The sequence below is a fragment of the Nocardioides sp. SLBN-35 genome (genome assembly GCF_006715725.1).
Lineage (GTDB): Bacteria > Actinomycetota > Actinomycetes > Propionibacteriales > Nocardioidaceae > Nocardioides.
In genome coordinates this window covers 3,801,723-3,825,953 of record NZ_VFNU01000001.1, presented here as the reverse complement: position 1 = coordinate 3,825,953, position 24,231 = coordinate 3,801,723, and the positions used below count along the sequence as shown (strand labels likewise).

20 protein-coding genes are annotated in these 24,231 nt (G+C 73.0%); 12 read left to right on the top strand and 8 right to left on the bottom strand.

Translation table 11 applies throughout. The features are described from left to right. Positions 1-124: 124 nt before the first annotated feature. Positions 125-886 (bottom strand): SDR family NAD(P)-dependent oxidoreductase, encoded by a 762-nt coding sequence (locus FBY23_RS18460; protein ID WP_141799475.1) that lies wholly within the window; start codon positions 884-886, stop codon positions 125-127. An 88-nt stretch (positions 887-974) separates the two neighbouring features. Between FBY23_RS18460 and FBY23_RS18455 the strand changes: the two genes are divergently transcribed. The 5 genes from FBY23_RS18455 to FBY23_RS26350 all read left to right on the top strand — a co-directional run bounded on the left by FBY23_RS18455 (position 975) and on the right by FBY23_RS26350 (position 7,850). After that, positions 975-2,753: an ABC transporter ATP-binding protein gene (locus FBY23_RS18455; protein ID WP_260806082.1), complete on the top strand. Its 1,779-nt coding sequence runs from the start codon at positions 975-977 to the stop codon at positions 2,751-2,753. A 30-nt stretch (positions 2,754-2,783) separates the two neighbouring features. Continuing rightward, a complete protein-coding gene (gene leuS / locus FBY23_RS18450) occupies positions 2,784-5,198 on the top strand; it encodes a leucine--tRNA ligase (RefSeq protein ID WP_174245228.1) in 2,415 nt (804 codons plus the stop codon). 12 nt (positions 5,199-5,210) lie between these two features. Beyond that, positions 5,211-5,810, top strand: coding sequence for a TetR/AcrR family transcriptional regulator (locus tag FBY23_RS18445; protein ID WP_141799473.1), 600 nt, complete (start codon positions 5,211-5,213; stop codon positions 5,808-5,810). Positions 5,811-5,834: 24 nt separating this feature from the next. Next, on the top strand, positions 5,835-6,701 hold the full coding sequence (locus FBY23_RS18440; RefSeq protein WP_141799472.1) for a DegV family protein: 867 nt from the start codon (positions 5,835-5,837) through the stop codon (positions 6,699-6,701). 129 nt (positions 6,702-6,830) lie between these two features. Then, positions 6,831-7,850: a helix-hairpin-helix domain-containing protein gene (locus tag FBY23_RS26350; RefSeq protein ID WP_186348235.1), complete on the top strand. Its 1,020-nt coding sequence runs from the start codon at positions 6,831-6,833 to the stop codon at positions 7,848-7,850. 24 nt (positions 7,851-7,874) lie between these two features. Here FBY23_RS26350 and FBY23_RS18430 read toward each other — a convergent pair whose 3' ends face one another. Beyond that, positions 7,875-8,909 (bottom strand): HPP family protein, encoded by a 1,035-nt coding sequence (locus FBY23_RS18430; RefSeq protein ID WP_141799471.1) that lies wholly within the window; start codon positions 8,907-8,909, stop codon positions 7,875-7,877. Between the two features lie 36 nt (positions 8,910-8,945). Here FBY23_RS18430 and FBY23_RS18425 point away from each other — a divergent pair, with 36 nt between their 5' ends. Together FBY23_RS18425 and holA are read left to right on the top strand one after the other, a co-directional pair. Next, positions 8,946-11,240, top strand: coding sequence for a ComEC/Rec2 family competence protein (locus FBY23_RS18425; protein WP_141799470.1), 2,295 nt, complete (start codon positions 8,946-8,948; stop codon positions 11,238-11,240). Between the two features lie 66 nt (positions 11,241-11,306). Further along, complete coding sequence (gene holA / locus FBY23_RS18420; protein ID WP_141799469.1) at positions 11,307-12,278, top strand: DNA polymerase III subunit delta; 972 nt, start codon at positions 11,307-11,309, stop codon at positions 12,276-12,278. A gap of 152 nt (positions 12,279-12,430) precedes the next feature. On the opposite strand, the gene rpsT is transcribed toward holA, so the two are convergent. Beyond that, on the bottom strand, positions 12,431-12,691 hold the full coding sequence (rpsT, locus tag FBY23_RS18415; RefSeq protein ID WP_141799468.1) for a 30S ribosomal protein S20: 261 nt from the start codon (positions 12,689-12,691) through the stop codon (positions 12,431-12,433). A gap of 175 nt (positions 12,692-12,866) precedes the next feature. Between rpsT and FBY23_RS18410 the strand changes: the two genes are divergently transcribed. Further along, on the top strand, positions 12,867-13,340 hold the full coding sequence (locus FBY23_RS18410) for a hypothetical protein (RefSeq protein ID WP_141799467.1): 474 nt from the start codon (positions 12,867-12,869) through the stop codon (positions 13,338-13,340). A 3-nt stretch (positions 13,341-13,343) separates the two neighbouring features. On the opposite strand, the gene FBY23_RS18405 is transcribed toward FBY23_RS18410, so the two are convergent. Further along, positions 13,344-13,988, bottom strand: coding sequence for a TetR/AcrR family transcriptional regulator (locus tag FBY23_RS18405; protein WP_160158287.1), 645 nt, complete (start codon positions 13,986-13,988; stop codon positions 13,344-13,346). A 58-nt stretch (positions 13,989-14,046) separates the two neighbouring features. Between FBY23_RS18405 and FBY23_RS26470 the strand changes: the two genes are divergently transcribed. Beyond that, positions 14,047-14,901 carry an ester cyclase gene (locus tag FBY23_RS26470; protein WP_222117866.1) on the top strand — a complete coding sequence of 285 codons (855 nt, stop codon included), beginning with the start codon at positions 14,047-14,049 and terminating at the stop codon, positions 14,899-14,901. A gap of 6 nt (positions 14,902-14,907) precedes the next feature. On the opposite strand, the gene FBY23_RS18390 is transcribed toward FBY23_RS26470, so the two are convergent. Continuing rightward, the gene (locus FBY23_RS18390; RefSeq protein ID WP_260806081.1) at positions 14,908-15,834 is read right to left on the bottom strand and encodes a phosphotransferase family protein; all 927 of its coding nucleotides are present in this window, start codon (positions 15,832-15,834) and stop codon (positions 14,908-14,910) included. Positions 15,835-15,842: 8 nt separating this feature from the next. Beyond that, on the bottom strand, positions 15,843-16,883 hold the full coding sequence (locus FBY23_RS18385; RefSeq protein WP_141799465.1) for a LacI family DNA-binding transcriptional regulator: 1,041 nt from the start codon (positions 16,881-16,883) through the stop codon (positions 15,843-15,845). A gap of 114 nt (positions 16,884-16,997) precedes the next feature. On the opposite strand from FBY23_RS18385, the gene FBY23_RS18380 reads away from it, so the two are divergent. Further along, complete coding sequence (locus tag FBY23_RS18380) at positions 16,998-18,416, top strand: cytosine permease (RefSeq protein WP_141801140.1); 1,419 nt, start codon at positions 16,998-17,000, stop codon at positions 18,414-18,416. Further along, complete coding sequence (locus tag FBY23_RS18375) at positions 18,413-20,011, top strand: amidohydrolase (protein ID WP_141799464.1); 1,599 nt, start codon at positions 18,413-18,415, stop codon at positions 20,009-20,011. Before FBY23_RS18380 ends, FBY23_RS18375 begins: the two co-directional genes overlap by 4 nt. On the opposite strand, the gene FBY23_RS18370 is transcribed toward FBY23_RS18375, so the two are convergent. Continuing rightward, a complete protein-coding gene (locus FBY23_RS18370) occupies positions 19,981-21,555 on the bottom strand; it encodes an alkaline phosphatase (RefSeq protein WP_141799463.1) in 1,575 nt (524 codons plus the stop codon). The two genes, FBY23_RS18375 and FBY23_RS18370, sit on opposite strands and share 31 nt — an antisense overlap. A gap of 103 nt (positions 21,556-21,658) precedes the next feature. Here FBY23_RS18370 and lepA point away from each other — a divergent pair, with 103 nt between their 5' ends. After that, positions 21,659-23,530 (top strand): translation elongation factor 4, encoded by a 1,872-nt coding sequence (lepA, locus tag FBY23_RS18365; protein WP_141799462.1) that lies wholly within the window; start codon positions 21,659-21,661, stop codon positions 23,528-23,530. Positions 23,531-23,533: 3 nt separating this feature from the next. Here the strand turns inward: lepA and FBY23_RS18360 are convergent, their stop codons facing one another. After that, complete coding sequence (locus FBY23_RS18360) at positions 23,534-24,190, bottom strand: MBL fold metallo-hydrolase (protein ID WP_260806080.1); 657 nt, start codon at positions 24,188-24,190, stop codon at positions 23,534-23,536. Positions 24,191-24,231 lie beyond the last annotated feature (41 nt).

The following is a 24,231-nucleotide window of genomic DNA, read 5'->3' as shown; positions in this document are numbered from 1 at the left end:
CCCGGCGCGAACTGGCCCTCAGAACCCGCCGACCCGGCAGAAAGAGTCTTTCTCGTCAAGACACTTTCTGCCGGGTCGGCGCAATTCCCGGGCAACTTCGCGCCGGGTCGGCGGGGGCCGGGGGTCAGGTGATGGTCATCCCGCCGTCGACGGGGAGGGTCTGGCCGGTGACGTAGCCGGCGGCGTCGGAGGCGAGGAAGACCACGGTGGCGGCCAGCTCGCGGGGGTCGCCCTTGCGGCCGGCGGGGATCCGCGCCTGCTGGGAGTCGAGGTAGCCCGGCGGGTAGCTGTCGGTCATCTCCGAGGCGAAGAAGCCCGGCGCGATCGCGTTGACCCGGATGCCCTTGCGGCCGGTCCACTGCTGGGCCAGGTCGCGGGTCAGGCCGATCACACCGGCCTTCGAGGCGGCGTACGCGGCCTGGGGGAGGCCGGCGGTGGTGATGCCGAGCACCGAGGAGATGTTGATGATGCTGGAGCCGGGCTGCATCACGCGGCCGCACGCCTGGGCCATCCAGTAGCTGCCGTTGAGGTTGATGTCGATGACCTGGCTGAACTGCTCGGGCGTCTCCCGCGTCGCGGGTACGGCGGTCCCGACACCCGCGTTGTTGACCAGGATGTCGACCCGGCCGAACTCCGCCATGGTCGCGTCGACCAGTGCCTGGCAGGAGGCGGGGTCGGCGACGTCGGTGGCGACGCCGAGCGCGCGGCGGCCCGCGGCCTCGACGAGGGCGGCGGTGTCGGCGAGCCGGTCGGCGCGACGCGCGCCGAGGGCGACGTCCGCGCCGGCCTCGGCGAGCGCCTTGGCGAAGTCGACGCCCAGCCCGGAGCTGGCGCCGGTGACGACGGCGACCTTGCCGTCGAGGCGGAAGAGATCGGTGACGGTCATGGAGGCACGGTAGCGGCCCCACCTGCCGGTCGGCGGCGCCCACCAACTAAGGTTCACCTAACTTCCCTGACCTCGAGGAGGAGACCCGGTGGAACCGGTCGTCGACCGCCCCCTGGCGGCCCTGTGGCAGCGCTACCGGCGCTACCGCGGCCGGTTCGTGCTCGCCGTCGCGATGTCGACCCTGAACAAGGTCGCCGACGTCGTGCCCGAGCTGCTGATCGGCGCCGCCGTCGACGTCGTGGTCCGTGGCGCCGACTCCTTCGTCGGCGACCTGCTCGGCGTCGAGTCCCGCTACGCCCAGCTGGGCTGGCTCGCGGTGATCAACCTCGTCGTGTGGATCGTCGAGTCCGCCTCGGAGTACGCCGCCGACGTCCTGTGGCGAGGCCTCGCGCAGGGCATCGAGCATGACTTGCGGGTCGAGGCCTACGACCACGCGCAGCACCTCCACCTGGGCTGGCACGAGGCCCGACCGCAGGGCGCGACACTGGCCACTCTCAACGACGACGTCAACCAGCTCGAGCGGATGCTCGACGTCGGCCTCAAGGCGATCCTGCAGACCGCCCTCAACGTCCTGTTGGTCGGCATCGTGTTCGCGATCGCGTCCTGGGAGCTGCTGCTCTACGCGTTCCTTCCGATCCCGCTCATCGTGGTCGGCTCGCTGGTCTTCCAGCGCCGCCTCGAGCCGTTGTACGACGAGGTGCGGGCCCGGGTGGGCGACCTGTCCGGTGCCCTCAGCGCCAACCTCGCCGGCATCGCGACCATCAAGTCCTTCACGGCAGAGGACCGTGAGCACGACCGGATCACGGCGGTGTCCTCGGCCTACCGCGATGCGAACCTGCGCGCGATCCGGTCCTCGGCCGCCTTCGTCCCGCTGGTGCGCATGGCGATCCTCGCCGGCTTCACCTGCACCCTGCTGCTCGGCGGCTGGGCGACGCTCGACGGGCGCCTCGAGGTCGGCCTGTACTCGGTCCTGGTGTTCATGACCCAGCGGCTGCTGTGGCCGCTGACCGAGGTGGCCGAGGTGCTCGACCTCTACCAGCGCGGCCGCGCCTCGACCGTGCGGATCCTCGCGCTGCTGGCCGAGCCGGTCGACGTGCCCGCGGGCTCGGCGAGCCTGGCGAAGCCGGTGGGCGGCCGGATCGAGCTGCGCGGTGTCCGGGCCGGGTACGCCGAGGGCCCGGACGTGCTGCACGACCTGGACCTCGTCGTACCGGCGGGCGAGACGCACGCGATCGTCGGCCCCACCGGCGCCGGCAAGTCCTCGCTGTTGCGGCTGGTGCTGCGCTTCGACGACCCGCGCGCCGGACAGGTGCTGCTCGACGGCACCGACGTGCGCGACCTCGACTGGGACTCGCTGCGCGGCTCGATGGGCTACGTCGCCCAGGACGTCTACCTGTTCAGCGGCACGATCGCCGACAACATCGCCTACGGCCGGCCCGACGCGTCCCGCGAGGAGGTCCGCGACGCAGCCGAGGCTGCGGCGGCCGCGGAGTTCATCGAGCGCCTCGACGGCGGGTACGACGCGTGGGTGGGCGAGCGCGGCATCACGCTGTCCGGCGGGCAGCGGCAGCGGATCGCGCTGGCCCGCGCCCTGCTGCGCGAGCCGGCCCTGCTCGTCCTCGACGAGGCCACCAGCGCGGTCGACAACGAGACGGAGGCCGCCATCCAGCAGTCCCTGCGCCGGGCGGGGGAGCGGTGCACCACGATCGTGGTCGCCCACCGGCTCTCGACGGTCCGGCACGCCCACCGGATCTGGGTCCTCGACGGTGGCCGGGTGGCCGAGGCGGGCACCCACGACGAGCTGGTCGCGCGCGACGGCGCCTACGCCGCGCTGTGGCGTGTCCAGACAGGTGAGGCCGTGGCCTGACCCGCGCTCGCCGACGACTATCCTTTGGTCGTGAGTGAAACGGCTGCATCCCCCGAGGTCCACTACGACGCGCATGCCGTCGAGGCGAAGTGGCTTCCCGTGTGGGAGCGCCTCGACGCCTTCCGGGCCGACGACGCGGCCGTGCTCGCCGGTGAGAGGCCCAAGTTCTACGGGCTGACGATGTTCCCCTACCCGAGCGGCGACCTGCACATGGGGCACGCCGAGGTGATGGCGCTGCACGACGTCCTGTGCCGCTACAAGAGGTTCCGCGGGTTCGAGGTCCTCAACCCGATGGGCTGGGACTCCTTCGGCCTGCCCGCCGAGAACGCCGCGATCAAGAACGACGAGCACCCGGCGACCTACACCTACGCCAACATCGAGACCCAGTTCTCCTCCTTCAAGAAGTACGGCCTGAGCTTCGACTGGTCGCGCCGCCTGCACACCTCGGACCCCGAGTACTACAAGTGGACCCAGTGGATCTTCCTCAAGCTGCGTGAGCAGGGCCTGGCCTACCGGAAGAACTCGGCCGTCAACTGGTGCCCCAACGACCAGACCGTGCTGGCCAACGAGCAGGTGCTGGCCGACGGCACCTGCGAGCGCTGCGGCGCCGAGGTCACCAAGAAGGAGCTCACGCAGTGGTACTTCCGGACCACCGCCTACGCGCAGGAGCTCTACGACTCGCTCGATGACCTGCAGGACAGCTGGATCCCCAAGGTCGTCAACGCGCAGCGCAACTGGATCGGTCGCTCCGAGGGCGCCCACGTGTCCTTCGACGTCGAGGGCCACGACCCGATCACGGTCTTCACCACGCGTCCCGACACCCTGGTCGGAGCGACCTTCATGGTCGTCGCCGCCGATGCCAAGCTGGCCCAGCAGCTGGTCGCGCCGGAGCGGGCCCAGGCGCTGGAGGAGTACCTCGCCGACGTACGCAAGGCGTCCGACATCGACCGGCTCGCCACCGACCGGCCCAAGACCGGCGTCGACCTGGGCGTGAGCGCCACCAACCCGCTGACCGGCGAGCAGATCCCGGTCTGGGCGGCCGACTACGTGCTGGCCGACTACGGCACCGGCGCGATCATGGCGGTCCCCGCCCACGACGACCGCGACCGCGAGTTCGCCGAGAAGTTCGGGCTCCCGATCGTGCCGGTCTACGACGACGAGCAGCCCTACGACAAGGCCGCCGAGGTGTCGAAGGCGATCGCCGCCGTCGAGGCCAGTGGCCACGGCGAGGGCACCGTCAACTTCCGGCTGCGCGACTGGCTGCTGTCCCGCCAGCGCTACTGGGGCGCGCCGATCCCGATCATCCACTGCGCTGCGTGTGGTGAGGTGCCGGTCCCCGAGGACCAGCTGCCCGTCGAGCTGCCCGAGCTGCGCGGCGCCGACCTCAAGCCCAAGGGCACCTCGCCGCTGGGCGCGGCCACCGAGTGGGTCAACGTCAGCTGTCCGACGTGCGGCGGCCCGGCGACCCGCGACACCGACACCATGGACACCTTCGTGGACTCGTCCTGGTACTTCTTCCGCTACCTCTCGCCCCACGACAGCACGCAGGCCTTCGACCCGGCGCTGGCCAAGGCCTGGGGGCCGGTCGACTTCTACCTCGGCGGCTCCGAGCATGCCGTGCTGCACCTGCTCTACGCACGCTTCTTCACCAAGGCGATGCGCGACATGGGCCTGATCGACTGGGACGAGCCGTTCTCGGCGTACCTCTCCCAGGGCACCGTCATCAACAACGGCCACAAGATGAGCAAGTCGCTGGGCAACGGTGTCGCGCTGGGCGCCCAGCTCGACGAGTACGGCGTCGACGCGGTCCGGCTCACGCTGGTCTTCGCCAGCCCGCCCGAGGACAACATCGACTGGGCCGACGTGTCGCCGGCCGGCTCGGCGAAGTTCCTGCAGCGTGCGTGGCGGCTGTCCGGCGACGTGACGTCGGCCGTGGACGTGGACGTGACCACCGGTGACGTCGGGATGCGCAAGGTCACCCACAAGACGGTGGAGGAGGCCGCGCACCTGCTCGACTCCTACCGGTTCAACGTGGTCGTCGCACGCACGATGGAGCTGGTCAACGCGACCCGCAAGGCCATCGACAGCGGGTGCGGTCCCGAGGACCCGGCCGTGCGCGAGGCCGCGGAGACGGTCGCGATCCTGCTGTCCCTGGTGGCGCCGTACACCGCGGAGGAGATGTGGGCCCGGCTCGGCCACGAGCCGTCCGTCGCCCAGGCCGCCTGGCCCACCGTCGACCCCGCCCTGCTGGTCGAGGACGCGGTCACCGCCGTCGTCCAGATCCAGGGCAAGGTCCGCGGCCGCCTGGAGGTCGCGCCCGACATCAGCGAGGCCGACCTCGAGGCCGCGGCGCTCGCCGACCCGGCGGTCGTCAAGGCGATCGACGGGCGTGCGGTGCGCAAGGTGATCGTGCGGGCGCCGAAGCTCGTCAACATCGTCGTCTGAGCTGGACGGGCGATGGCTGAGGCGGACTCGCGGCGACGCCGGATCATCGACGCGACCCTCGACGTGATCCGCGACCACGGGCTGGCCGGCACGCGCACGCTCGAGATCGCGCGCCGCGCCGGGGTGAGCACCGGCCTGGTGCTCTACCACTTCAGCACCCTCGACGGCCTGGTCGCGGCCGCGATGGAGGAGTCTGAGGACCGCTACTACCGCAGCCTCGACGACAACGGCGCCGACCGACCCGCCCCCGAGCGGCTGCGGCTGCTCGTCGAGCGCTCCGGTGACCCGGTGACCGGCATCCCCGCGTGGACGCTGTGGATGGAGTTCTGGGTGCGGGCGATGCGCGACCCCGCCACGGCCGCACTGTGTGCCGGCCTGGAGGCGCGGTGGCGCGCCACCCTGCGCGAGGTGATCGACCAGGGCGTGCGGGAGGGCTGCTTCACGACCGCGGCGCCCGCCGACGCCGTCCTGCGGCTGTCGGCTCTGCTCGACGGGCTGTCCGTGTCCGCCACGCTCGGCGACCGCGACGTACCCGTCGAGACCATCCCGCGGCTGTGGCTCGAGGCGGCTGTCCGCGAGCTGGGCTGTGCGCCCGCCCTGCTCGGGCTCTGAGTCGTGAGCCGCTAGCCTCAGCGCATGTCGATCGTCGTGGTCACCGACTCCACCTCGACCGTCCCGGCCGAGGTCGCGGAGGCCAGCGGGGTGCACGTCGTACCGCTGCAGGTGGTGATCGACGACGACGTCTACGACGAGGGTGCCGAAGAGGTCACTCCCGAGCGGCTCGCCGTCGCGCTGAAGGAGAAGCGCGCCGTCAGCACCTCGCGGGCCTCGCCCGCGGTGTTCGCGGACCTCTACGACCGCCTCGCCGCCGAGGGCGCGACGGAGATCGTGTCGATCCACCTCTCTGCCGAGGTCAGCGGCACCTTCGAGTCGGCGCTGGTCGCGTCACGGCAGGCTCCGGTCCCGGTGACCTGCGTCGACTCGCGCCAGGTCGGGGTCGCCACGGGGTACGCCGTCGAGTCGGCCCTCGACGTCATCTCGCGCGGCGGCACGGCCGCCGAGGCCGCCGAGGCGGCGCGGGCCCGGGCCGCCTCGGCGGCCTCGCTCTTCTACGTCAACACCCTCGAGTACCTCCGCCGTGGTGGCCGGGTCGGTGCTGCCGCCGCCGTCTTCGGCGGGGCGCTCGCGGTCAAGCCGCTGCTCGGCATCGTCGACGGCGTGATCTCGCCCCAGGCCAAGGTCCGCACCGCAGCCAAGGCGATCGCCCGCCTCGAGGCGCTGGCGGTGGAGGCGGCCGGGGACGTCCCCGTCGAGGTGTGCGTCGCCCACCTCGCCGCCGAGGAGCGGGCCTCCGCGCTGGCCGAGCGGCTCGCCGAGGCGCTGGGCGACCAGGTCGTGCCGGCCCGGTCGGGCGAGGTCGTGCGCTGCGTCGAGCTCGGCGGGGTGCTCGGTGCGCATGTCGGACCGGGGATGCTGGCGATCTGTGTGGCGCCGGTGCTCTGAGCGCTCCGGCGTCACTCCAGTCACGGGCGGGGACGTCGGCTGTCCACAGGCGGGGCTCGGGGTGCTGGTCATCCCCAGGCCGGCTCGCTCCGGCGGCTCGATGACCGGAGGCCGACCTAGCGTGCCGCCATGTCCGTACGACGCTCCGCCGCCCGCCCCGACCCGCCCGCCGCCGATGCCGCGGCGCGCCGGCTGGCGCTGATCGCCGCCGACCTCGGGGTCGCGCCGGCGGCCACCCCGGAGGCGCCCGGGGACGTGGCCGAGCCGGTCGAGCCCTGGTGGGCCGACCACACCCGGGTGGCCGACCAGCCTGACGCCCGGCCTTCGCTGAGCCTGGTGCCGCAGGCGTCCCCGGCGTCCCGGGCGTCCCGGGCAGCGGCGCCGCCGGAGCCTCGGGAGGCGCCGGCGCTGCCCGAGCCGGGCCGTCACGCAGCCCGCCGCCGACGACCGCGACCCCACCCGCGCACCGTGCTCGCTCCGCTCGCCGACCGGCTCCCCGCCCTCGGGATGGCCCAGGTCGCGGTCGTGGCGCTCGCTGTCGCTCTCGGCCTGGCCGTGACCACCTGGTGGGTGCTGCGCGATCGCCCCGAGGCGCTCGCGCCGGTCGCGGCGGAGCCGACCGCCCCGCTCGTCGCGACCACACCCGCCGCCCCGGGCGCGACGGTCCCGTCCGCCTCGGGTGCTGTGGGTGCGCCGGCCCCGAGTGTGGGGAGGGTGACGGTCGACGTGGCGGGCGAGGTGCGGCGGCCCGGGATCGTCGTACTCGATGCGGGGGCGCGGGTGACCGACGCGCTCGCGGCGGCCGGCGGCCCGCGCAAGGGGGTCGACCTGACTCCGCTCAACCTGGCCCGGGTGCTGGTCGACGGCGAGCAGATCGTGGTCGGCGGCCCGGCCCGGCCGCAGGCAGCCCCGGGCGCCACGGGTGCCTCGGGGACCGGGAGCGGTGCGCCGCCCGGCCCGCTGGTCAACCTCAACACCGCCGGTCAGGCCGAGCTCGAGTCCCTGCCCCAGGTCGGCCCGGTCACCGCCCAGTCGATCATCGCCTGGCGCGACGCCCACGGCGGGTTCACCAGCGTCGACGAGCTGCTCGAGGTCGACGGGATCGGCGCCAAGACGCTCGAGCAGATCACCCCGCACGTGACGGTGTGACCGGTGCCGGACGTGACGAGCGGATCAGGTGGCGCCGAGGAGCGCGCGGTGCAGCACGGCGATCAGCTCGCCGCGGGTGATCATGCCGACGAGCCGGCCCTCGTCGTCGACCACGGGGACGTTCTTGTACCCCTCGGTCGTCATGATCGGGACCAGGTCGGCAACGGGGGTGTCGGCGGCGATGGTGGTGACGTCGGTCCGCATGATCGAGTCGACCGACTCCAGCTCGACGATGTCGCGGGTGAACAGGTCGATGATCGAGACCACCCCGACCACGTGCCGTTCGGCGTCGACGACCGGCAGGGTCTTGACCTGGCGCTGCACGAGCAGGGTTCGGGCGCGGTAGATCGACTCGAAGGGGTGCACGACCACGACGTCGGTGTTCATGATCCGCGAGACCGGGATCGAGCCGAGCCGCCGGTCGAGGGCGTGGGTCTCGGCGTCGCGCACGATCGAGACGATGTCGGCGGGCAGTACGTCGAGCCGGTCGGCGAGGCGCTTCATCGCCTGCTCGACGTCGGGCGTGGTGATGCCGAGGGCCGCGGCGGCGGGGGAGGCGGCGGCCGCGGCCGGCCGGTGCGGGTACCTCCGCCCGCTCAGGTTGTTCACCGCGATCGCGATCAGCAGCAGCACGAGCGTGTTCACGGCCACCGGCGTGAGGACGAAGAGGAACCCCTGCTCGTGGATGGCGGGGGTGGCGGTGGCGGCCAGCAGCGCGCACGCGCCCCCGGGCGGGTGCAGGCAGCCGAGCAGCATCATCGCGCCGATCGCGGCCCCGACGCCGAAGGCCGCGGCGAGCAGGACGTCGTCCACGACCAGGTGCGCGGCCAGGCCGATCGCCGTCGAGACCAGGTTGCCGCCGAGCACCGGCCATGGCTGGGCGAGGGGACTGGCGGGCACCGCGAACAGCAGCACCGCGCACGCGCCCATCGGCGCCACGATGAACGGCAACAGCTCGGGGCCGCCGGGCACGGCCCGGGCGGTCGCGCCGGCGACGGCGATCCCGAGCAGGGCGCCGAGCGCGCCGCGGGCGAGCTCGGCGGAGCTGTAGCGGGTCACCCGCCCGACCCTAGGGCAACCGCGCCCGACCTGCGGATGCCCGCGCTGGGCGCCGCGGCGTGGCTGGGCGGCATCGCCGCGCAGCAGTCCGGACGGATCGCGTACGCCGGACTCGCCGGACTCGGTCTCCTCGTCTGGGTGCTCGCCCCACGCCTGCCGCCCGGCGGGCTCCGGCTGCTGCTCGCCACCCTGGTGATCGCGGGTGCCGCGACCACCGGCACGGTGCTGCGCCACGATGCCGTCCGCGCCTCACCGCTGCACGACCTGGCCGCCGAGCGTGCCACGGCCGACCTGGTCGGCACCGTCGTCTCCGATCCCCGGAAGATCACCGGGCGGGCAGGGCCGCAGGTCGTGGTCCGGCTCCGGGCGCGGGAGGTGACCTCGCGCGGCCACCGGTTGCGCACCGGCGGCAGCATCGTCGTCATCGGCACTCCGGGCTGGACCACGGCCGAGCTGGGCTCGCGGGTGATCGCCGAGGGACGGCTCGCCGCCTCCGACGACCCGGGCACGGCAGCGCTGCTCACCGGTGCCCGCGACCCGGTGCGGATCCGGGGTCCCGATCCCTGGTGGCGGGCGTCCGCGGCGGTGCGTACGTCGATCCGGCGTGCGGTCGCGCACCGTCCGCCCGACCAGGCGGGACTCGTGCCGGCGCTGGTCGACGGCGACGACGCCGGGCTGCCGGACGCGGTCGAGCGGGACTTCCGCACGACCGGCCTCACGCACCTGACCGCCGTCAGTGGGACCAACCTGACGCTGGTGGTCGGCTCGCTGCTGCTGCTCGCCCGAGGGGCCGGGGTCCGCCGGCGGTGGCTGGCCGTGGTCGGCCTGGCAGGCATCGTCGGGTTCGTGCTGCTGGCCCGCACCGAGCCGAGCGTGCTCCGTGCGGCGGTGATGGGGACGGTCGGGCTGTTCGCCTTCGGCCCCGACGGCCGGCGGCGGGGCCTGCGCGCCCTCGGGGTCGCGGTGGCCGGTCTGGTCCTGGTGCAGCCGGACCTGGCCGTGGCGGCCGGCTTCGCACTCTCGGTGCTGGCCACCGCGGGGATCGTGCTGCTCGGTCCGCCGCTCGCGCGGTCCCTGGCGCGGTGGCTGCCACGAGGTGTGGCCGAGGCAGTTGCGGTGCCGACCGCGGCCCAGCTGGCGTGCACCCCGGTCATCGCCGGCCTGTCGGGGCAGGTGAGCCTGGTGGCGGTCGGCGCCAACCTGTTGGCGGGACCGGCCGTGGGACCGGCAACGGTGCTCGGCCTGGCGGGCGGCCTGGTCGGGCTGGTGTGGCCGTGGGCGGGGCGGTGGTGCGGCACCGCCGCGGGCTGGAGCGTCGGATGGATCATCGCCGTCGCCGAGCACGCCGCCGCCCTGCCCGGCGCCGCCATCGGCTGGGGGAGCGGGACGCTGGCGATCGGGGCGCTCGCGGTGCTCTGCCTGCTGCTGGGGATCGCGCTGCCACGGCTGGTGCGGTACCGCGCCGCCGGGGCGGCTCTGGTCGCCCTGCTGCTGCTCGTCGTGCTCGGGGTGCCCGGCCGGCTCTGGTCGGCCGCCTCGGGGGCGTGGCCGCCACCGGGTTGGGTGCTGGTGGCCTGCGACGTCGGGCAGGGCGACGCCCTCGCGCTCGCGGTCGGTCGCCGCTCCGCGATCGTGGTCGACGCCGGACCCGACCCGCGGGCGGTCGACCGCTGCCTGGACAGGCTGGGCGTCGAGCAGGTGCCGCTGCTCGTGCTCACCCACTTCCACGCCGACCACGTCGACGGCATCGCGGGAGTCCTCGACGGGCGGAGCGTGGCAGCCGTCGAGACCACGGCCCTGGCCGACCCGCCGGGCGGGGTGCGGCTGGTGCGGCGTGCGGCGGCCGCTGCGGGCGTGCCGGTGGCGACGGCGGCGTACGGTCTCACGCGGCGGATCGGCGAGGCCACCCTCCAGGTGCTCCACCCCGAGCTACCCGGCGCGATGGTCGACGGTCCCGGCGACGGCAGCACCGCCAACGACGCGAGCGTGGTGCTGCTGGTCGAGGTGGCCGGCGTGCGGCTGCTGCTGACCGGTGACCTCGAGCCACCCGGGCAGGCCGAGGTGGCCGGGCTCGTGGGCGACCTGGACATCGACGTGCTGAAGGTGCCGCACCACGGCAGCTCCCACCAGGACCTGGACTGGCTGACCGACCTACGTCCCGAGGTGGCGCTGGTGTCGGTGGGCGCCGACAACGACTACGGCCACCCGTCGCCGGAGGTGGTGCGGGGTCTGGAGGCGGCCGGGGCGGAGGTGCTGCGGACCGACCGCGACGGCGACATCGCGGTGGTCGGCGACAGTTCCGGCGGGGTGCGGGCGACCACCCGGCAGTGAGCGTCAAGCGTGGATTCAGGCCAAGGTGCCGGGGACCGTGTCGGGGGCGTGTGGGAGGGTGAGCACATGCGGGCCGAGGACGTGCTGGGGCGGGTCATCCTGGTCACCGGCAAGGAGGAGTTCCTCGGTGCCCGGACCGTCGACGAGGTCAGGGCGGCGGTGCGCGCGCACGACGCCGAGGCCGAGTTCGCCGACAGCTCCGCGTCCGACCTGACCCTCGCGACGCTCGGCGAGATGGCGGCGCCGTCGCTGTTCTCCGCGGTGCGTTGCGTGGTGGTCCGCGGCCTGGAGAACCTGCCGGACGAGTCGGTCGAGGGCCTGCTGGGCTACGCCGCCGCGCCGGTCGAGGACGTGGCGCTCGTGCTCGTCCACGGGGGCGGTCAGAAGGGCAGCGGCGTGCTGACCAAGCTGCGCAAGCTGAAGGCCGTCTCCGAGCACAAGTCCGAGGAGCTCAAGCCGTCGGACTTCCCGGCCTTCGTGGCCAACGAGATACGCCGCCACGGCGCGACCATCGACCGGGAGGCGGCCGACGTCCTGATCGAGGCGATCGGTCGCGACCTCCGCTCACTGGCCGGCGCCGCCCACCAGCTCACCAGCGACTTCCCGGGGGAGCGGATCAGCGAGGAGCAGGTCCGCCGCTACTTCGGCGGCCGCGCCGAGGCGAAGTCCTTCGCTGTGGCCGACGCCGCCTTCGCCGGCCGCGACCGGGTCGCGCTGGAGGAGCTGCGCTGGGCCCTCGACGCGGGGACGGCCGCCGTGCTCATCACCTCCGCCTTCGCCGGCAGCGCTCGCGGCCTGGCCCGGATGGTCAGTGCCCCGCGCGGCATGCGCGACGCCGACCTGGCCCGCGAGGTCGGCGTCCCGCCGTGGAAGCTGCGCTCGCTGCGCGACCAGGCCCGCGGCTGGACCGACGTCGGCCTGGCCCGCGCCATCCGTGCCGTCGCCCAGGCCGACGCCGACATCAAGGGCGCGGCCAGCGACGCGTCGTACGCCCTCGAACGCCTTGTCCTGACCGTCACCGCTCTCCGCCAGCGTTGAGTTGCCACCTCCGCAGCGCTGAGTTGGCGCTCTTCGGCAACTCGACGGTGAGAAAGTGGCAACTCAACGGGGCCGTGAAAAATCACGAAGGGAGCCCCCTGACGGGGACTCCCTTGACGTGATGGCTCAGGACCGGAGCCAGCAGGGTGGTCTCAGAGAGAGGCGGCCTGCTTCGCGATCGACGACTTGCGGTTCGCGGCCTGGTTCTTGTGGATGACGCCCTTGGAGGCGGCCTTGTCGAGCTTCTTGGTGGCCTCGCGGCCCAGCGCGACGGCGGCGTCCTTGTCGCCGGCCTCGGCGGCCTCGCGGAACTTGCGGATCGCGGTCTTCAGGCCGGACTTGACGGCCTTGTTGCGCTCGTGACGCTTCTCGTTCTGCTTGTTGCGCTTGATCTGGCTCTTGATGTTCGCCACGGGTTACTCGCCTCTGTGTCAGGTGGAAATGCTGGTTCTGGTCCGGAGCGCGCCTCGGTCACCGTGATCCTTACCTTCCGGACGAGTCCGGGGACGGGCAGGAGGGAACGCGCAGTCGCGACCAGCAAGGCTAACAGCGGGTCGATCCGTCGCCCAAATCGGGCAGGATGACCCCGTGCGCGAACCCTCCCGGCCGCCGCTCCCGCTCGGCGCGCTGTTCATCCTACCGACCTTGCTGTTCTGGATCCTGGTGATCAGGGGAGCGACCAGCGGCGACGAGGGCGACGCGGGCCGCTACGCCGGGTACGCGTTCGGGATCGCCGGCGTGACACTGGCGATCTTCGCGTTCTTCAAGATCCGCCAGGTCCGGGCGCGCAACGCCGACGAGCGGCGGGCGGTGCGCGACGGCATCCGTACGACGGCCCGGATCGTCAGCACTCGGGTCAAGGGGCACCTGAACCAGGACCCGTACGTCGTGTTCGAGCTCGAGGTCACCCCCGAGACCGGCGCGCCCTACCGCACCAGCGTCACCGAGCTCGTCTCGCAGCTGGCGATCCCGCGGATCCAGCCGGACGCGGTCGTCGACGTGCACGTCCACCCCGACGACGACCGGTTCGTGGTCATCGACCCGGTCGCGCTCGGCCGCTGACCTTCAGCCCCCGTCGGCACCGCGCAGCGCTCGCTCGAAGGTGGTCGTGAGCCAGGTCTCGTAGGCCTCCTCGGCACCCGGCTCCATCTCGCGCAGCAGGAGGTAGGTGTCGATGTGCGCGGCGAGCGCCGTCGTCCGCACGAGCCAGGCGAGGTCACACGTGGGGGGCAGCAGCCCGTCCTCCTGGGCCCGGGTCCAGAAGGTGCGGACCGCGTCGTACGTCGCCGCCCGGCCCGCGTGCGCCTGCTCGGCCAGCAGCGGCTCGGTGGGCTCGGCCTCGCGGGACACGGCGACGACGTCGGCCGCGGACCTGGCCAGGCGAGCTCCGCCCCGGGTGAAGGCGGCGATCCGCTCGGCGAGCGTGGCGGCCGTGGTCGCGGTCCGGTACCAGTCGCGGCCGCGCACGTCGACGGGCGCGAGGTCGCCGACGACGGCCATGTCGATCACCCGTTTGAGGACGGCGGCCTTGGTGCCGAAGCGGACGTAGACCGTGCGCGAGGCGACGCCGGCCTCCTCGGCGACGGCGGTCAGCGTCGTGGCGCGGTAGCCCTGCTGGACGAACAGGCGGTGCGCCGCGCGCAGGATCCGCTCCTCGTTCTCGAGGACGCGCGCAGTGCGGAGGCTCTGGGTCTTGACAGGATCGGCCATGAGTTGCAGTCTAACTGCAATGTTGCAGTGGGGCTGCAACTTGAGCTCTGGAGGCGCCATGTCCGCTCCGACGCTGGACGGCATCCACCACGTCAAGCTCCCGGTCCGGGACCTGGCCCGGTCGCGCGAGTGGTACGAGTCCCGGCTGGGCTACCGCAAGGTGCTCGAGTTCGTCGAGGACGGCGTGCTGCGCGGCATCTCGATGCTGCATCCCAACGGCGGCCCGGAGGTGGCGCTGCGGCTCGCCCCCGAGCAGGCCGCTGCGTCGGCGGCGTTCGACCACTTCGCGATCGGGGTCCCGACCCAGCAGTCGTTGGACGACCTCGCCGCCCGCCTCGCCGCGCTCGGTGAGGAGCACGCCGGGATCCGGGTCGCGACGATCGGATGGATCCTGCCCGGGCTGCACGACCCGGACGGGCACGAGGTGCGCTTCTACACGACCCGGGTGCCCGAGTCCGACCCGGTCGCCGTGGCGGTGGCCTCGCTGCACCTCATGGCGGGCGGGACGCGGGAGGAGTTCGACGCGGTGTTCGCCCCCGACGCCGTCAACCGGGAGTCCGTCACCGAGCCGCCCGAGACCCGGGGGCGCGGGCCGGCGGCCTTCCTGGCCACCTCGGACTGGCTCCGCTCGGCCTTCTCCGACCTGGCGTGGGAGGTCCACGCGACCGCGCGGACCGGCGACCTCGTGGCGGTCCACGCCACCATGTCCGGCCGCCAGACGGGCCCGTTCGTCACGTACGGGCCCGACGGTGGTGTCCAGGCGTCCTTCCCGCCGGCCGGCGGGTCGTTCGCGGTCACCCAGAGCCACTGGTTCCGGGTCCACGACGGCCAGGTGACCGAGCACTGGGCGAACCGGGACGACCTGGCATTGGGCATGCAGCTCGGCTGGGGACCTCCCCTCGCCGAGCACTGAGCGCGCTCAGGCGTGCCAGCCGCGCCGCTCGGCCAGCCAGTGGTCGATGACGTCGCGCTGCCAGGCCTGCGCCGCGCGCAGGTGCGGCGACGTGGCGGGGACGGGTTGGTCGGCGCTGGCGGCGAAGTAGCCGAGGATCAGGGCCAGGAACACGTCGACGTCCTCGGCCGGCACACTCGCGAGCAGCGGGTGGGCGGCGATGTGCGCGTCCACGTCGAGTCCGTCGCCGCGCGGGCCGATCAGGAGGATCAGCGAGTCCAACCAGGCGGCGCCGACGGTCGGCCAGGTCCAGTCGCACAGCAGGGCGCTGCCGTCGGGCCGGACCAGGATGTTGTCGTCGCGGATGTCGGTGTGGACGAGGGTGTCGCCGGCGACGACCTCGGCGTACCGGTCGGCCAGGGCCCGCAGCTCGTCGCGCCGCGGGTGGGTGACCCGGTCCCACAGGGCCGGCCACGACGCGAAGTCGTCGACGGCGCTGTCCAGCGCGATGCCCGGCGCGGGGGTCAGCGACTCCGCGATGGTCACCGTCATCGCGGACGCGGACGCGAGGTCCTCGGCGGTCCAGGGGCGGTGCGGGGCGCGCGCGTCGACGTACTCGGTGGCGAGCAGGAACCAGTCGGCGACCTCGTCGGTCCACAGCAGCCCCGGAGCCGGTACGCCGGCCGGGAGCCCCGCGAGCTTGCGCGCCTCCTCGCGGTACGCGTCGGCGAAGAGCCGTTGCGCCTTGGTGGAAGCCGCCTTCACGAACGTGCGGGTCCCGTCGTCGCAGGTCAGCACCGAGGCGAACCCGGGGGTGTACCCGCCGTCCTGGGATACCGCGTCCACGACCGGCGAGCCGAGCCGCTGCTCGACCGCGCGCCGTACGAGCGGGGGCAGGTGCACCCAGGACAGGCGGCGGGCGGTGCGACCGTGGGGGATGACGGTGGGGAACACGCGGCCCATCATGGCTGAGGGCCCGGCGGCGTCGACGAGGCCCGCACGACCAGTCGCCCCACCCGCTGCTCACCGTGGTCGGGGAGGGGCCGGTCGTCGAGGCGGGCGGAGAGGGTCTCGACGGCGCGCCGGGCGAGCTCGTCGGGCTGCAGGTCGATGGAGGAGATGGTGGGGTGGGCGGCGCGCAGGCTCTCGGCATCGGACCCGGCGACGATCCGGACGTCGGCGGGGACCCGCAGGCCGTGCTCGGCGAGGACCGCGACGACGCCGAGAGCATGGTTGCTGGTGAGGGCGTAGACGCCGTCCGGCGCGGGTCCGGACGCGAGCAGGGTCCTGGCGGCGCGGCGCCCGCCCTCGTCGTCGAGGTGCTCGGGGACGTGGACCATCGAGGGGGTGATCCGGCGGTAGCGGGCCCAGCGCCGGTAGACGGCGGCCGTGCGGAGGTTCCACTCGTTGCGGTCGGTGCCGGTGACCAGCGCGATCCGGCGCGCGCCGCTGTCCCAGAGGTGGTCGAGGGCGAGGGTGGTGAGCCGGCCGGACTCGATGTCGACGTGGGGCGGGGATTCCGGTCCGAGGGGGACGCCCGGGACCTCCCCGACGGTAACGAAGGGGATCCCGGCGCTGGTCAGCATCGCGACCAGCGGGTCGTCGGTGACCGGCTCGGTGACGATGAACCCGTCGCTGGCCAGGGCAGCGCCCGCGGCGCGCGGTCCGGTCGGGTCCGAGACGAGCATCAGCCCGAGCCCCTCGGCGAGCGAGGCGACGGCCGCGGCGCCGGCGAACCGGGCGAAGTAGTCGACGTCGACGAGCAGGTCGGGGCGCAGCGCGTCGAGCTGGCGGGCGACGAGGGCGATCACCCCGAGCCGGTTGCGGCGCAGGCCCTGCGCGATCACGTCGGGCCGGTAGCCGAGGTCGTGGGCGGCGGTGCGCACCCGCTGCTGGGTGGCCGGCGCGACGGTGCCGTTGCCGGTGAAGGTGTGCGACACCGTGGTGACCGAGACGCCCGCCCGGTGCGCGACGTCGCGGATGGTGGGGCGCCGCGCGGTCACCCGGCCACGGTAGGCCCGCCCAAACCGTTTTGGCCAGGGTGGCACAAGGTCTGGTCCAAATCGTTTTGGCTCCCTAGCGTGACGGCCGACACACCGACCGAACCCGGGGGAGCCATGGCCATCGACCAGACACAAGCGCCGCGCGACGAGGGCCTGCTGCCCGGCCACGTCGAGACCCACGGCATCGACGTCATCCCCGACAGCGAGCGCACCGGAACCGCCCGCAGCCTGTTCGCGCTCTGGGTCGCGCCGAACGTCAACTACCTCTCGTTCGTCGTCGGCGGCGTGCTCGTCCTGATCGGCCTGAGCCTGGCCCAAGCGATCGCCGCGGTCGTCGTGGGCTGCCTGTTCTCGATCGCCACCGGCATCGTCGCGGTGACCGGTCCCGTCTCCGGCACGCCCAGCCAGGTCGCGACCCGGGCCATGTACGGCGTGCGCGGCAACCGGGTCGCCATCGCGGTCAACGGCTGGTTCGTCTCGGTCTGCTACATCGCGCTGAACTGGCTGACCGCCTCGGTCATCGGCTTCGCCCTCACCGAGCGGATCGGGCTCGGCTCCTCGACGCCGGTCCAGGTGCTCGTCGTCCTGGTCATCGCATCGGCGACGACCGCGATCTCGATCTACGGCCAGGGCCTGATCATGCGGCTCTACGGCCCGCTCTCGGCCGGCCTGACCGTCGTGTTCCTGGTCGTGTCCGGATTCCTCGTGGCGAAGGCCGACCTCGCCTACGCGCCGCCGGTCGCCCTGCACGGCGCCGACCTGTGGCTCACCTGGGTCGCCGGCGTCACCCTCATCGCCGCGACCCCGCTGTCGTACACGATCAGCTCCGACTTCGCCCGCTACCTGCCTCGCGACACCAACCCGGTCGCCGTCGCCACCTGGACCGCGCTCGGCAACGCCGTCCCCGGCATCGTGCTGCTCACCGTCGGCATCCTGGCCGCCACCGTCACCGACCTGTCCGACCCGGAGGCCGGCCTGAGGGGCATCGTCCCGGGCTGGCTGGTCACGGTCTTCCTGGTCGCGATCATCATCGGCATCCTCGCCAACAACGCGCTCACGACGTACAGCTCCGGACTCGCGCTCCAGGCCGTCGGCCTGCCGTTCTCCCGCGTGGTCAGCGTCGCCGTCACCGCCGTCGTCGGTGTCGCGATGACGCTCTACGCGCTGTTCGTCTTCGACTTCCTCGACACCGTCAGCAGCAGCCTGGTCCTGCTGGTCAGCCTGGTGGGCCCGATCATGGCGATCTACGTGACCGACATCCTGATGCGCCGCAACGCCTACGACGGCGTGGAGCTCAGCGACAGCAGCCCCGGCTCGCGCTACTGGTACACCGGGGGCGTCAACCTCGCCGGCGCGATCGCCTGCCTCACCGCCTTCGTCGCCGCGCTCATGTGCGCCAGCACGGAGGCCTTCACCGGTCCGGTCGCGAAGGCGCTGGACGGTCTCGACCTGTCCGTCCCGGTCGGCATGATCGGCGCCTCGGCGCTGTACGTCGGCCTGACCCGCCTGTTCTACGGAAGGAATGCCCGATGAGCCGCGCGACCGGCACCGTCGTCCTGCGCAACGCCCGGATCTTCACCGCCGACCCCGACCAGCCGTGGGCCGGGTCCGTCGAGATCGCGGACGGCCGGGTCCGCGGCCTGGACCGGCCGGTGCCTGCAGGAGCCGAGGTGATCGACCTCGACGGTGCCTTCGTGCTGCCGGGCTTCGTCGACGCTCACACCCACCTCGTCGAGATGGGCGCCTCCGCGGAGGAGGTCGGGCTCGTCGACGCCGCGGACATCGCCGACATCCAGGCGCGCGTGGCGGCCGCCGCGGCCGAGGGCCGCACCCGGGTGATCGGCAACAGCTGGCTCTTCCCGGCCCTGGAGGGCCGCGCGCCGCACAGGGACATCCTCGACACGGTCGTCCCGGACGTGCCCGTCTACCTGCAGTCCAACGACCTGCACTCGACGTGGTGCAACTCCGCCGCGCTCCGTGAGCTCGGCATCGACGCCGCCACCCCGGACCCGATCGGCGGGACCATCGAGCGCGACGCCGACGGCGAGGCCACCGGTCTGCTCAGCGAGATGGCGGCCCTGGGCCTGGCCCGCAGCTTCCTCGCCGCCCAGGTCACCGACGCCGACCGCGACGCCTGGCTGCAGGCCGGCATGGCCCGCTACCTCGCCGACGGCGTCACCACGGTCGTCGACATGGGTGTCGAGGGCCACGACCTCGCGACCTTCGAGCGGGCGCTGGCCGCCGACGCGCTGCCGCTGCGGGTGGTCGGGCACTGGCTGGTGAAGCCGTCGGCGAGCGAGGCCGAGAACCTCGCCCAGGTCGAGACCGCGCTCGCCCACGCCCGCCGCCTCGACGGCGACCGGCTGCGGATCACCGGCATCAAGATCATGGCCGACGGCGTCATCGACAGCTGCACGGCCTCGATGGCCAGGCCGTACGCCGACGGCAGCAACGCCGCCCCGATATGGGACCGCGAGGCGCTGACCCCCGTCGTCGTCGCCGCGGACGCCGCCGGCCTGCAGATCGCGATCCACGCCATCGGCGACGAGGCCTCCGCCATCGCTCTCGACGCCCTCGAGGAGGCGATCCGGGTCAACGGACCCCGCGAGCGCCGCCACCGCATGGAGCACCTCGAGGTGGTCTCCGAGGAGAGCGTCGCCCGGCTCGCCCGGCTCGGTGTCGTCGCGTCGATGCAGCCGGTGCACGCCGACCCGGCCGTCCAGGACAACTGGCGCGCGATGCTCGGCGACGAGCGGGTCGAGCGCGGCTACCCGTGGCGCGAGATGACCGACGCGGGCGCGGTGCTCGCGTTCGGCACCGACGCTCCCACGGCGCCGCACCTCCCGCTGCACAACATGTACGTCGCCACCACCCGCCGCTCCGCGCTGGTGGAGGGGCTGCCGGCCAACACCCCGCACCTCGCCGTACCGCTGGCCGAGGCGTTGACCCACGCCACCCGGGACGCGGCGTACGCGTCCCGGATGGAGGGGACCATCGGCACCATCGCGCCCGGCCGGTCCGCCGACCTCGTGGTGCTGGCCGCCGACCCGTTCGCCGACGAGCCGGAGGCGCTGCTGAAGACCCAGGTGCTGCGCACCTACGCGGCGGGGTCCAACGTCCTGGTGTAGATCGCCGCACCGTCGACATCGCGCAGGGTCACCGTCAGCCGACCGCTGTGACCGTCGACCTCGACCTCGCCGAAGAACTGGAAGCCCTGCGCGGGTGAGGCGTTGGCCGCCGGTGGGGCAGCGACGAAGTCGGCCACCGGGCCGAACGTGCCGTCCAGCGCGTTCGGCCCGAACGCGCCCGCGTTGAGCGGGCCGGAGACGAACTCCCAGAACGGGTCGAAGGCCTGGTACGCCGCCCGGTCGGGTGAGTAGTGGTGGGCCGCCGTGTAGTGCACGTCGGCGGTCAGCCACACGTGGTTGCGGATCCCGGCGCGCTGCAGAGCGGTCAGCACCCGCGCGATGTCGATCTCGCGGCCCAGCGGGGCGCCCGGGTCGCCCTGCGCGAGGCCCTCCTGCGCGCTGGCGCCGTCGGGCACGACCAGGCCGAGCGGCAGGTCGTTGGCGATCACCTTCCAGGTCGCCCTCGACCGCCGCAGCTCGCGGATCAGCCACGCGGTCTGCTCCTCGCCGAGCACGCCGCCGTCGCCGACCGGCTCGCGGTTGCCGGTGTTGGGGTCCTTGTGCGTGCGCATGTCGAGGACGAACAGGTCGAGGTGCCGCCCGTACCGGATCACCCGGTAGACCCGGCCCTCGGAGTCCGGCGAGATCGAGGCGACCGGAACGTACTCGTGGAACGCCTGCCGCGCCCGCGCGGCGAGCACGTCGATCCGCTTCTCGGTGTAGCGGGCGTCGTCGAGGACCTGGCCGGGGAACCAGTTGTTGCGCACCTCGTGGTCGTCCCACTGCGAGACCTGGGACGTCTCGGCGAGGAACGCACGCCAGTTGTCGGCCATCAGGTTGTAGCGGTACTGCCCGCGGTACTCGTCGAGCGTCTCGGCGACCTTGGACTTCTCCGGGGTCACCAGGTTGTGCCAGGTCGACCCGTCGGGCAGCGCCACCGACGCCTGGACCGGCCCGTCGGCGTACACGTTGTCGCCGCTGCACAGGAAGAAGTCGGCGTCGCGGGCCCGCATCGCGTCGGCGATCCGGAAGCCGCCGTACGCCGGGTTCACGCCCCAGCCCTGCCCCGCGATGTCGCCCGACCACAGGAACCGGACGTCGTCACGGCGGCCCGGCGCGGTCCGCAGCCGCCCGAGGACCGGTGCGCTGGTCGCGCGGTGGTCGTGGAGGTCGACGGCCCGGATCCGGTAGTGCAGGTCGGTGCCCTCGGGCAGGTCGCCGAGCACGATCTGCCCGGTCAGGTCGGTGCCGGGCGTGACGACCGGGCCCCGCACGGTCCGGGCCCTGCGGAAGAACGGGTCGCGGCTGATCTCGGCGACCAGCCGAGACGGGCGGTCGGCCTTCGACCACAGCACGGCCGAGCCGGGCCGGACGTCGCCGGACTGGACGCCGAACGGCAGCGCCGGGCGGTCGCGGCGCACGAGCAGGGGAGCGGCCGAGGAGCGGGCGGGGAGCAGGCCGGAGGCGGCGGCAGTGCCCGCCGTCAGGACGGCGCCCCGCAGGAGGGCGCGACGGGAGGTGGGTTCCGGGGAGGCCGAGATCATGGCGCCACGCTGTCGGCGTACGGCGAACGGCGAGCCCCGTCGACGGTGAACCGCGGGCGGCGAATTCCTGAACCGCGTCCCGCTCGGGGACAATGGAGCCACCATGTCTGCCGCCGCCCCGCAGCCGGGTCACACCGACCCCGCGATCATCCGCAACTTCTGCATCATCGCGCACATCGACCACGGCAAGTCGACGCTCGCCGACCGGATGCTGCAGCTCACCGGCGTCGTCGGCGAGCGTGAGGCGAAGGCACAGTACCTCGACCGGATGGACATCGAGCGCGAGCGCGGCATCACCATCAAGAGCCAGGCCGTCCGGATGCCGTGGACCGTCACGGCCGGCAACGAGGCGGGCGCCGAGCCGGGCACCTACATCCTCAACATGATCGACACCCCGGGCCACGTCGACTTCACCTACGAGGTGTCCCGGTCGCTGCAGGCCTGCGAGGCCGCGATCCTGCTGGTCGACGCCGCCCAGGGCATCGAGGCGCAGACCCTGGCGAACCTCTACCTCGCGATGGGCGCCGACCTCCACATCATCCCGGTGCTCAACAAGATCGACCTGCCCAGCGCCAACGTCGAGAAGTACGCCGCCGAGCTGGCCAACCTGGTCGGCTGCGAGCCGGAGGACGTGCTGCTCACCTCGGCCAAGACCGGCGTCGGCGTCGAGGCCCTGCTCAACGAGATCGTGCGCTCCGTCCCGGCGCCCGTCGGCGACGCGTCCGCCCCGGCCCGCGCCCTGATCTTCGACTCGGTCTACGACACCTACCGCGGCGTGGTCACCTACGTCCGGGTCGTCGACGGCGAGCTGTCCCACCGCGACAAGATCAAGATGATGTCGACCGGAGCGCTCCACGAGATGCTCGAGGTCGGCGTGATCAGCCCCGAGCCGATGAAGGCCGCCAAGCTCGGCGTCGGCGAGACCGGCTACCTGATCACCGGCGTGAAGGACGTGCGCCAGTCCCGCGTCGGTGACACGGTGACCGTCCAAGGGCGCCAGGCCGCCGAGCCGCTCGGCGGCTACGAGCACCCCAACCCGATGGTCTTCGCGGGGCTCTACCCGATCGACGGCGACGACTACCCGACGCTGCGCGACGCGCTCGAGAAGCTCCAGCTCAACGACGCCGCGCTCACCTTCGAGCCGGAGACCTCTGGCGCGCTGGGCTTCGGCTTCCGCTGCGGCTTCCTCGGCCTGCTCCACATGGAGATCACCCGCGAGCGGCTCGAGCGCGAGTTCAACCTCGACCTCATCTCGACGGCCCCCAACGTGGTCTACGAGGTCGTCATGGAGGACGGCACCCAGCTCACGGTGACCAACCCCAGCGAGTACCCCGACGGCAAGATCGCCGAGGTCCGCGAGCCGATCGTCGACGCCACGGTGCTGGCGCCGGCCGACTACATCGGCACGATCATGGAGCTGTGCCAGCAGAAGCGCGGCACCCTGCAGGGCATGGACTACCTGTCCGAGGACCGCGTCGAGATGCGCTACACGCTGCCGATGGGCGAGATCGCCTTCGACTTCTTCGACCAGCTCAAGTCCAAGACCAAGGGCTACGCCTCGCTCAACTACGAGTTCTCCGGCGACCAGGCCTCCGACCTGGTCAAGGTCGACATCCTGCTGCAGGGCGAGCCGGTCGACGCCTTCTCCGCGATCGTCCACAAGGACGCCGCCTACTCCTACGGCGTGATGATGGCCGGCAAGCTCAAGGAGCTCATCCCCAGGCAGCAGTTCGAGGTGCCGATCCAGGCCGCCATCGGCGCCCGGGTGATCGCGCGCGAGAACATCCGCGCCATCCGCAAGGACGTGCTCGCCAAGTGCTACGGCGGCGACATCACCCGGAAGCGGAAGCTGCTGGAGAAGCAGAAGGAGGGCAAGAAGCGGATGAAGATGGTCGGCCGCGTCGAGGTCCCCCAGGAGGCCTTCGTCGCCGCGCTGTCCACCACCGGCCCGGCGGGCGACAAGCCCAAGAAGTAGGGCTCAGGGCTCCCACACCGCCCCGTCGTGCGCGAACACGACGCGGCGCGGGTCGAGGGCCAGGATCCGGCGCATCCACGGGCTCTGCTGGTCGGCTGCCGCGTGCGCCGCCCACTCCGCAGCGGTGTCGTGGGCCTGGCCGGCGAGCACGACCGTGCCGTCCGCGCAGGCCACGACGAGCGACTGGTGACCCTCGACGTGCCCCGGCGTCGGTACGACGACCACCCCCGTCGCGAGCTCGGCCTCCCCGTCCAGCAGCTCGTAGCGCGCGCCGGGGAAGTCGACGAGCTCCGGCACCGTGTAGTCCGGCCCGCGGGCGATCTCCAGCTCGCCGCGCTGGGCGAGGACCGGCCGTCCGGCGAGCAGCGGGTTGCCGCCGATGTGGTCGAAGTGCAGATGACAGTTGACCACGACGGCGACCTCGTCGAGGTCCACGCCGACACGTGCCAGCGCCTCCGGGAGGGGGACCCGGGTGGGCTGGTAGTGCGCCTCGGTCTCCGCGCCGGCATCGCCCATCCCGGTGTCGAGCAGGACCAGCCCGGCCGACGTGCGGACGACGTACCCGAGCACCGCCTCGACCCGCGGCCGCCCGGTGCCGGTCTCCGCGGCCGGGCGCACGAAGCTGCCGAGGTCGATGCGCCGCACGTCGTCCATCCGCATGCACCCACGCTAGGCGTGGGGACAAGAGGGTTGCCGGTCGC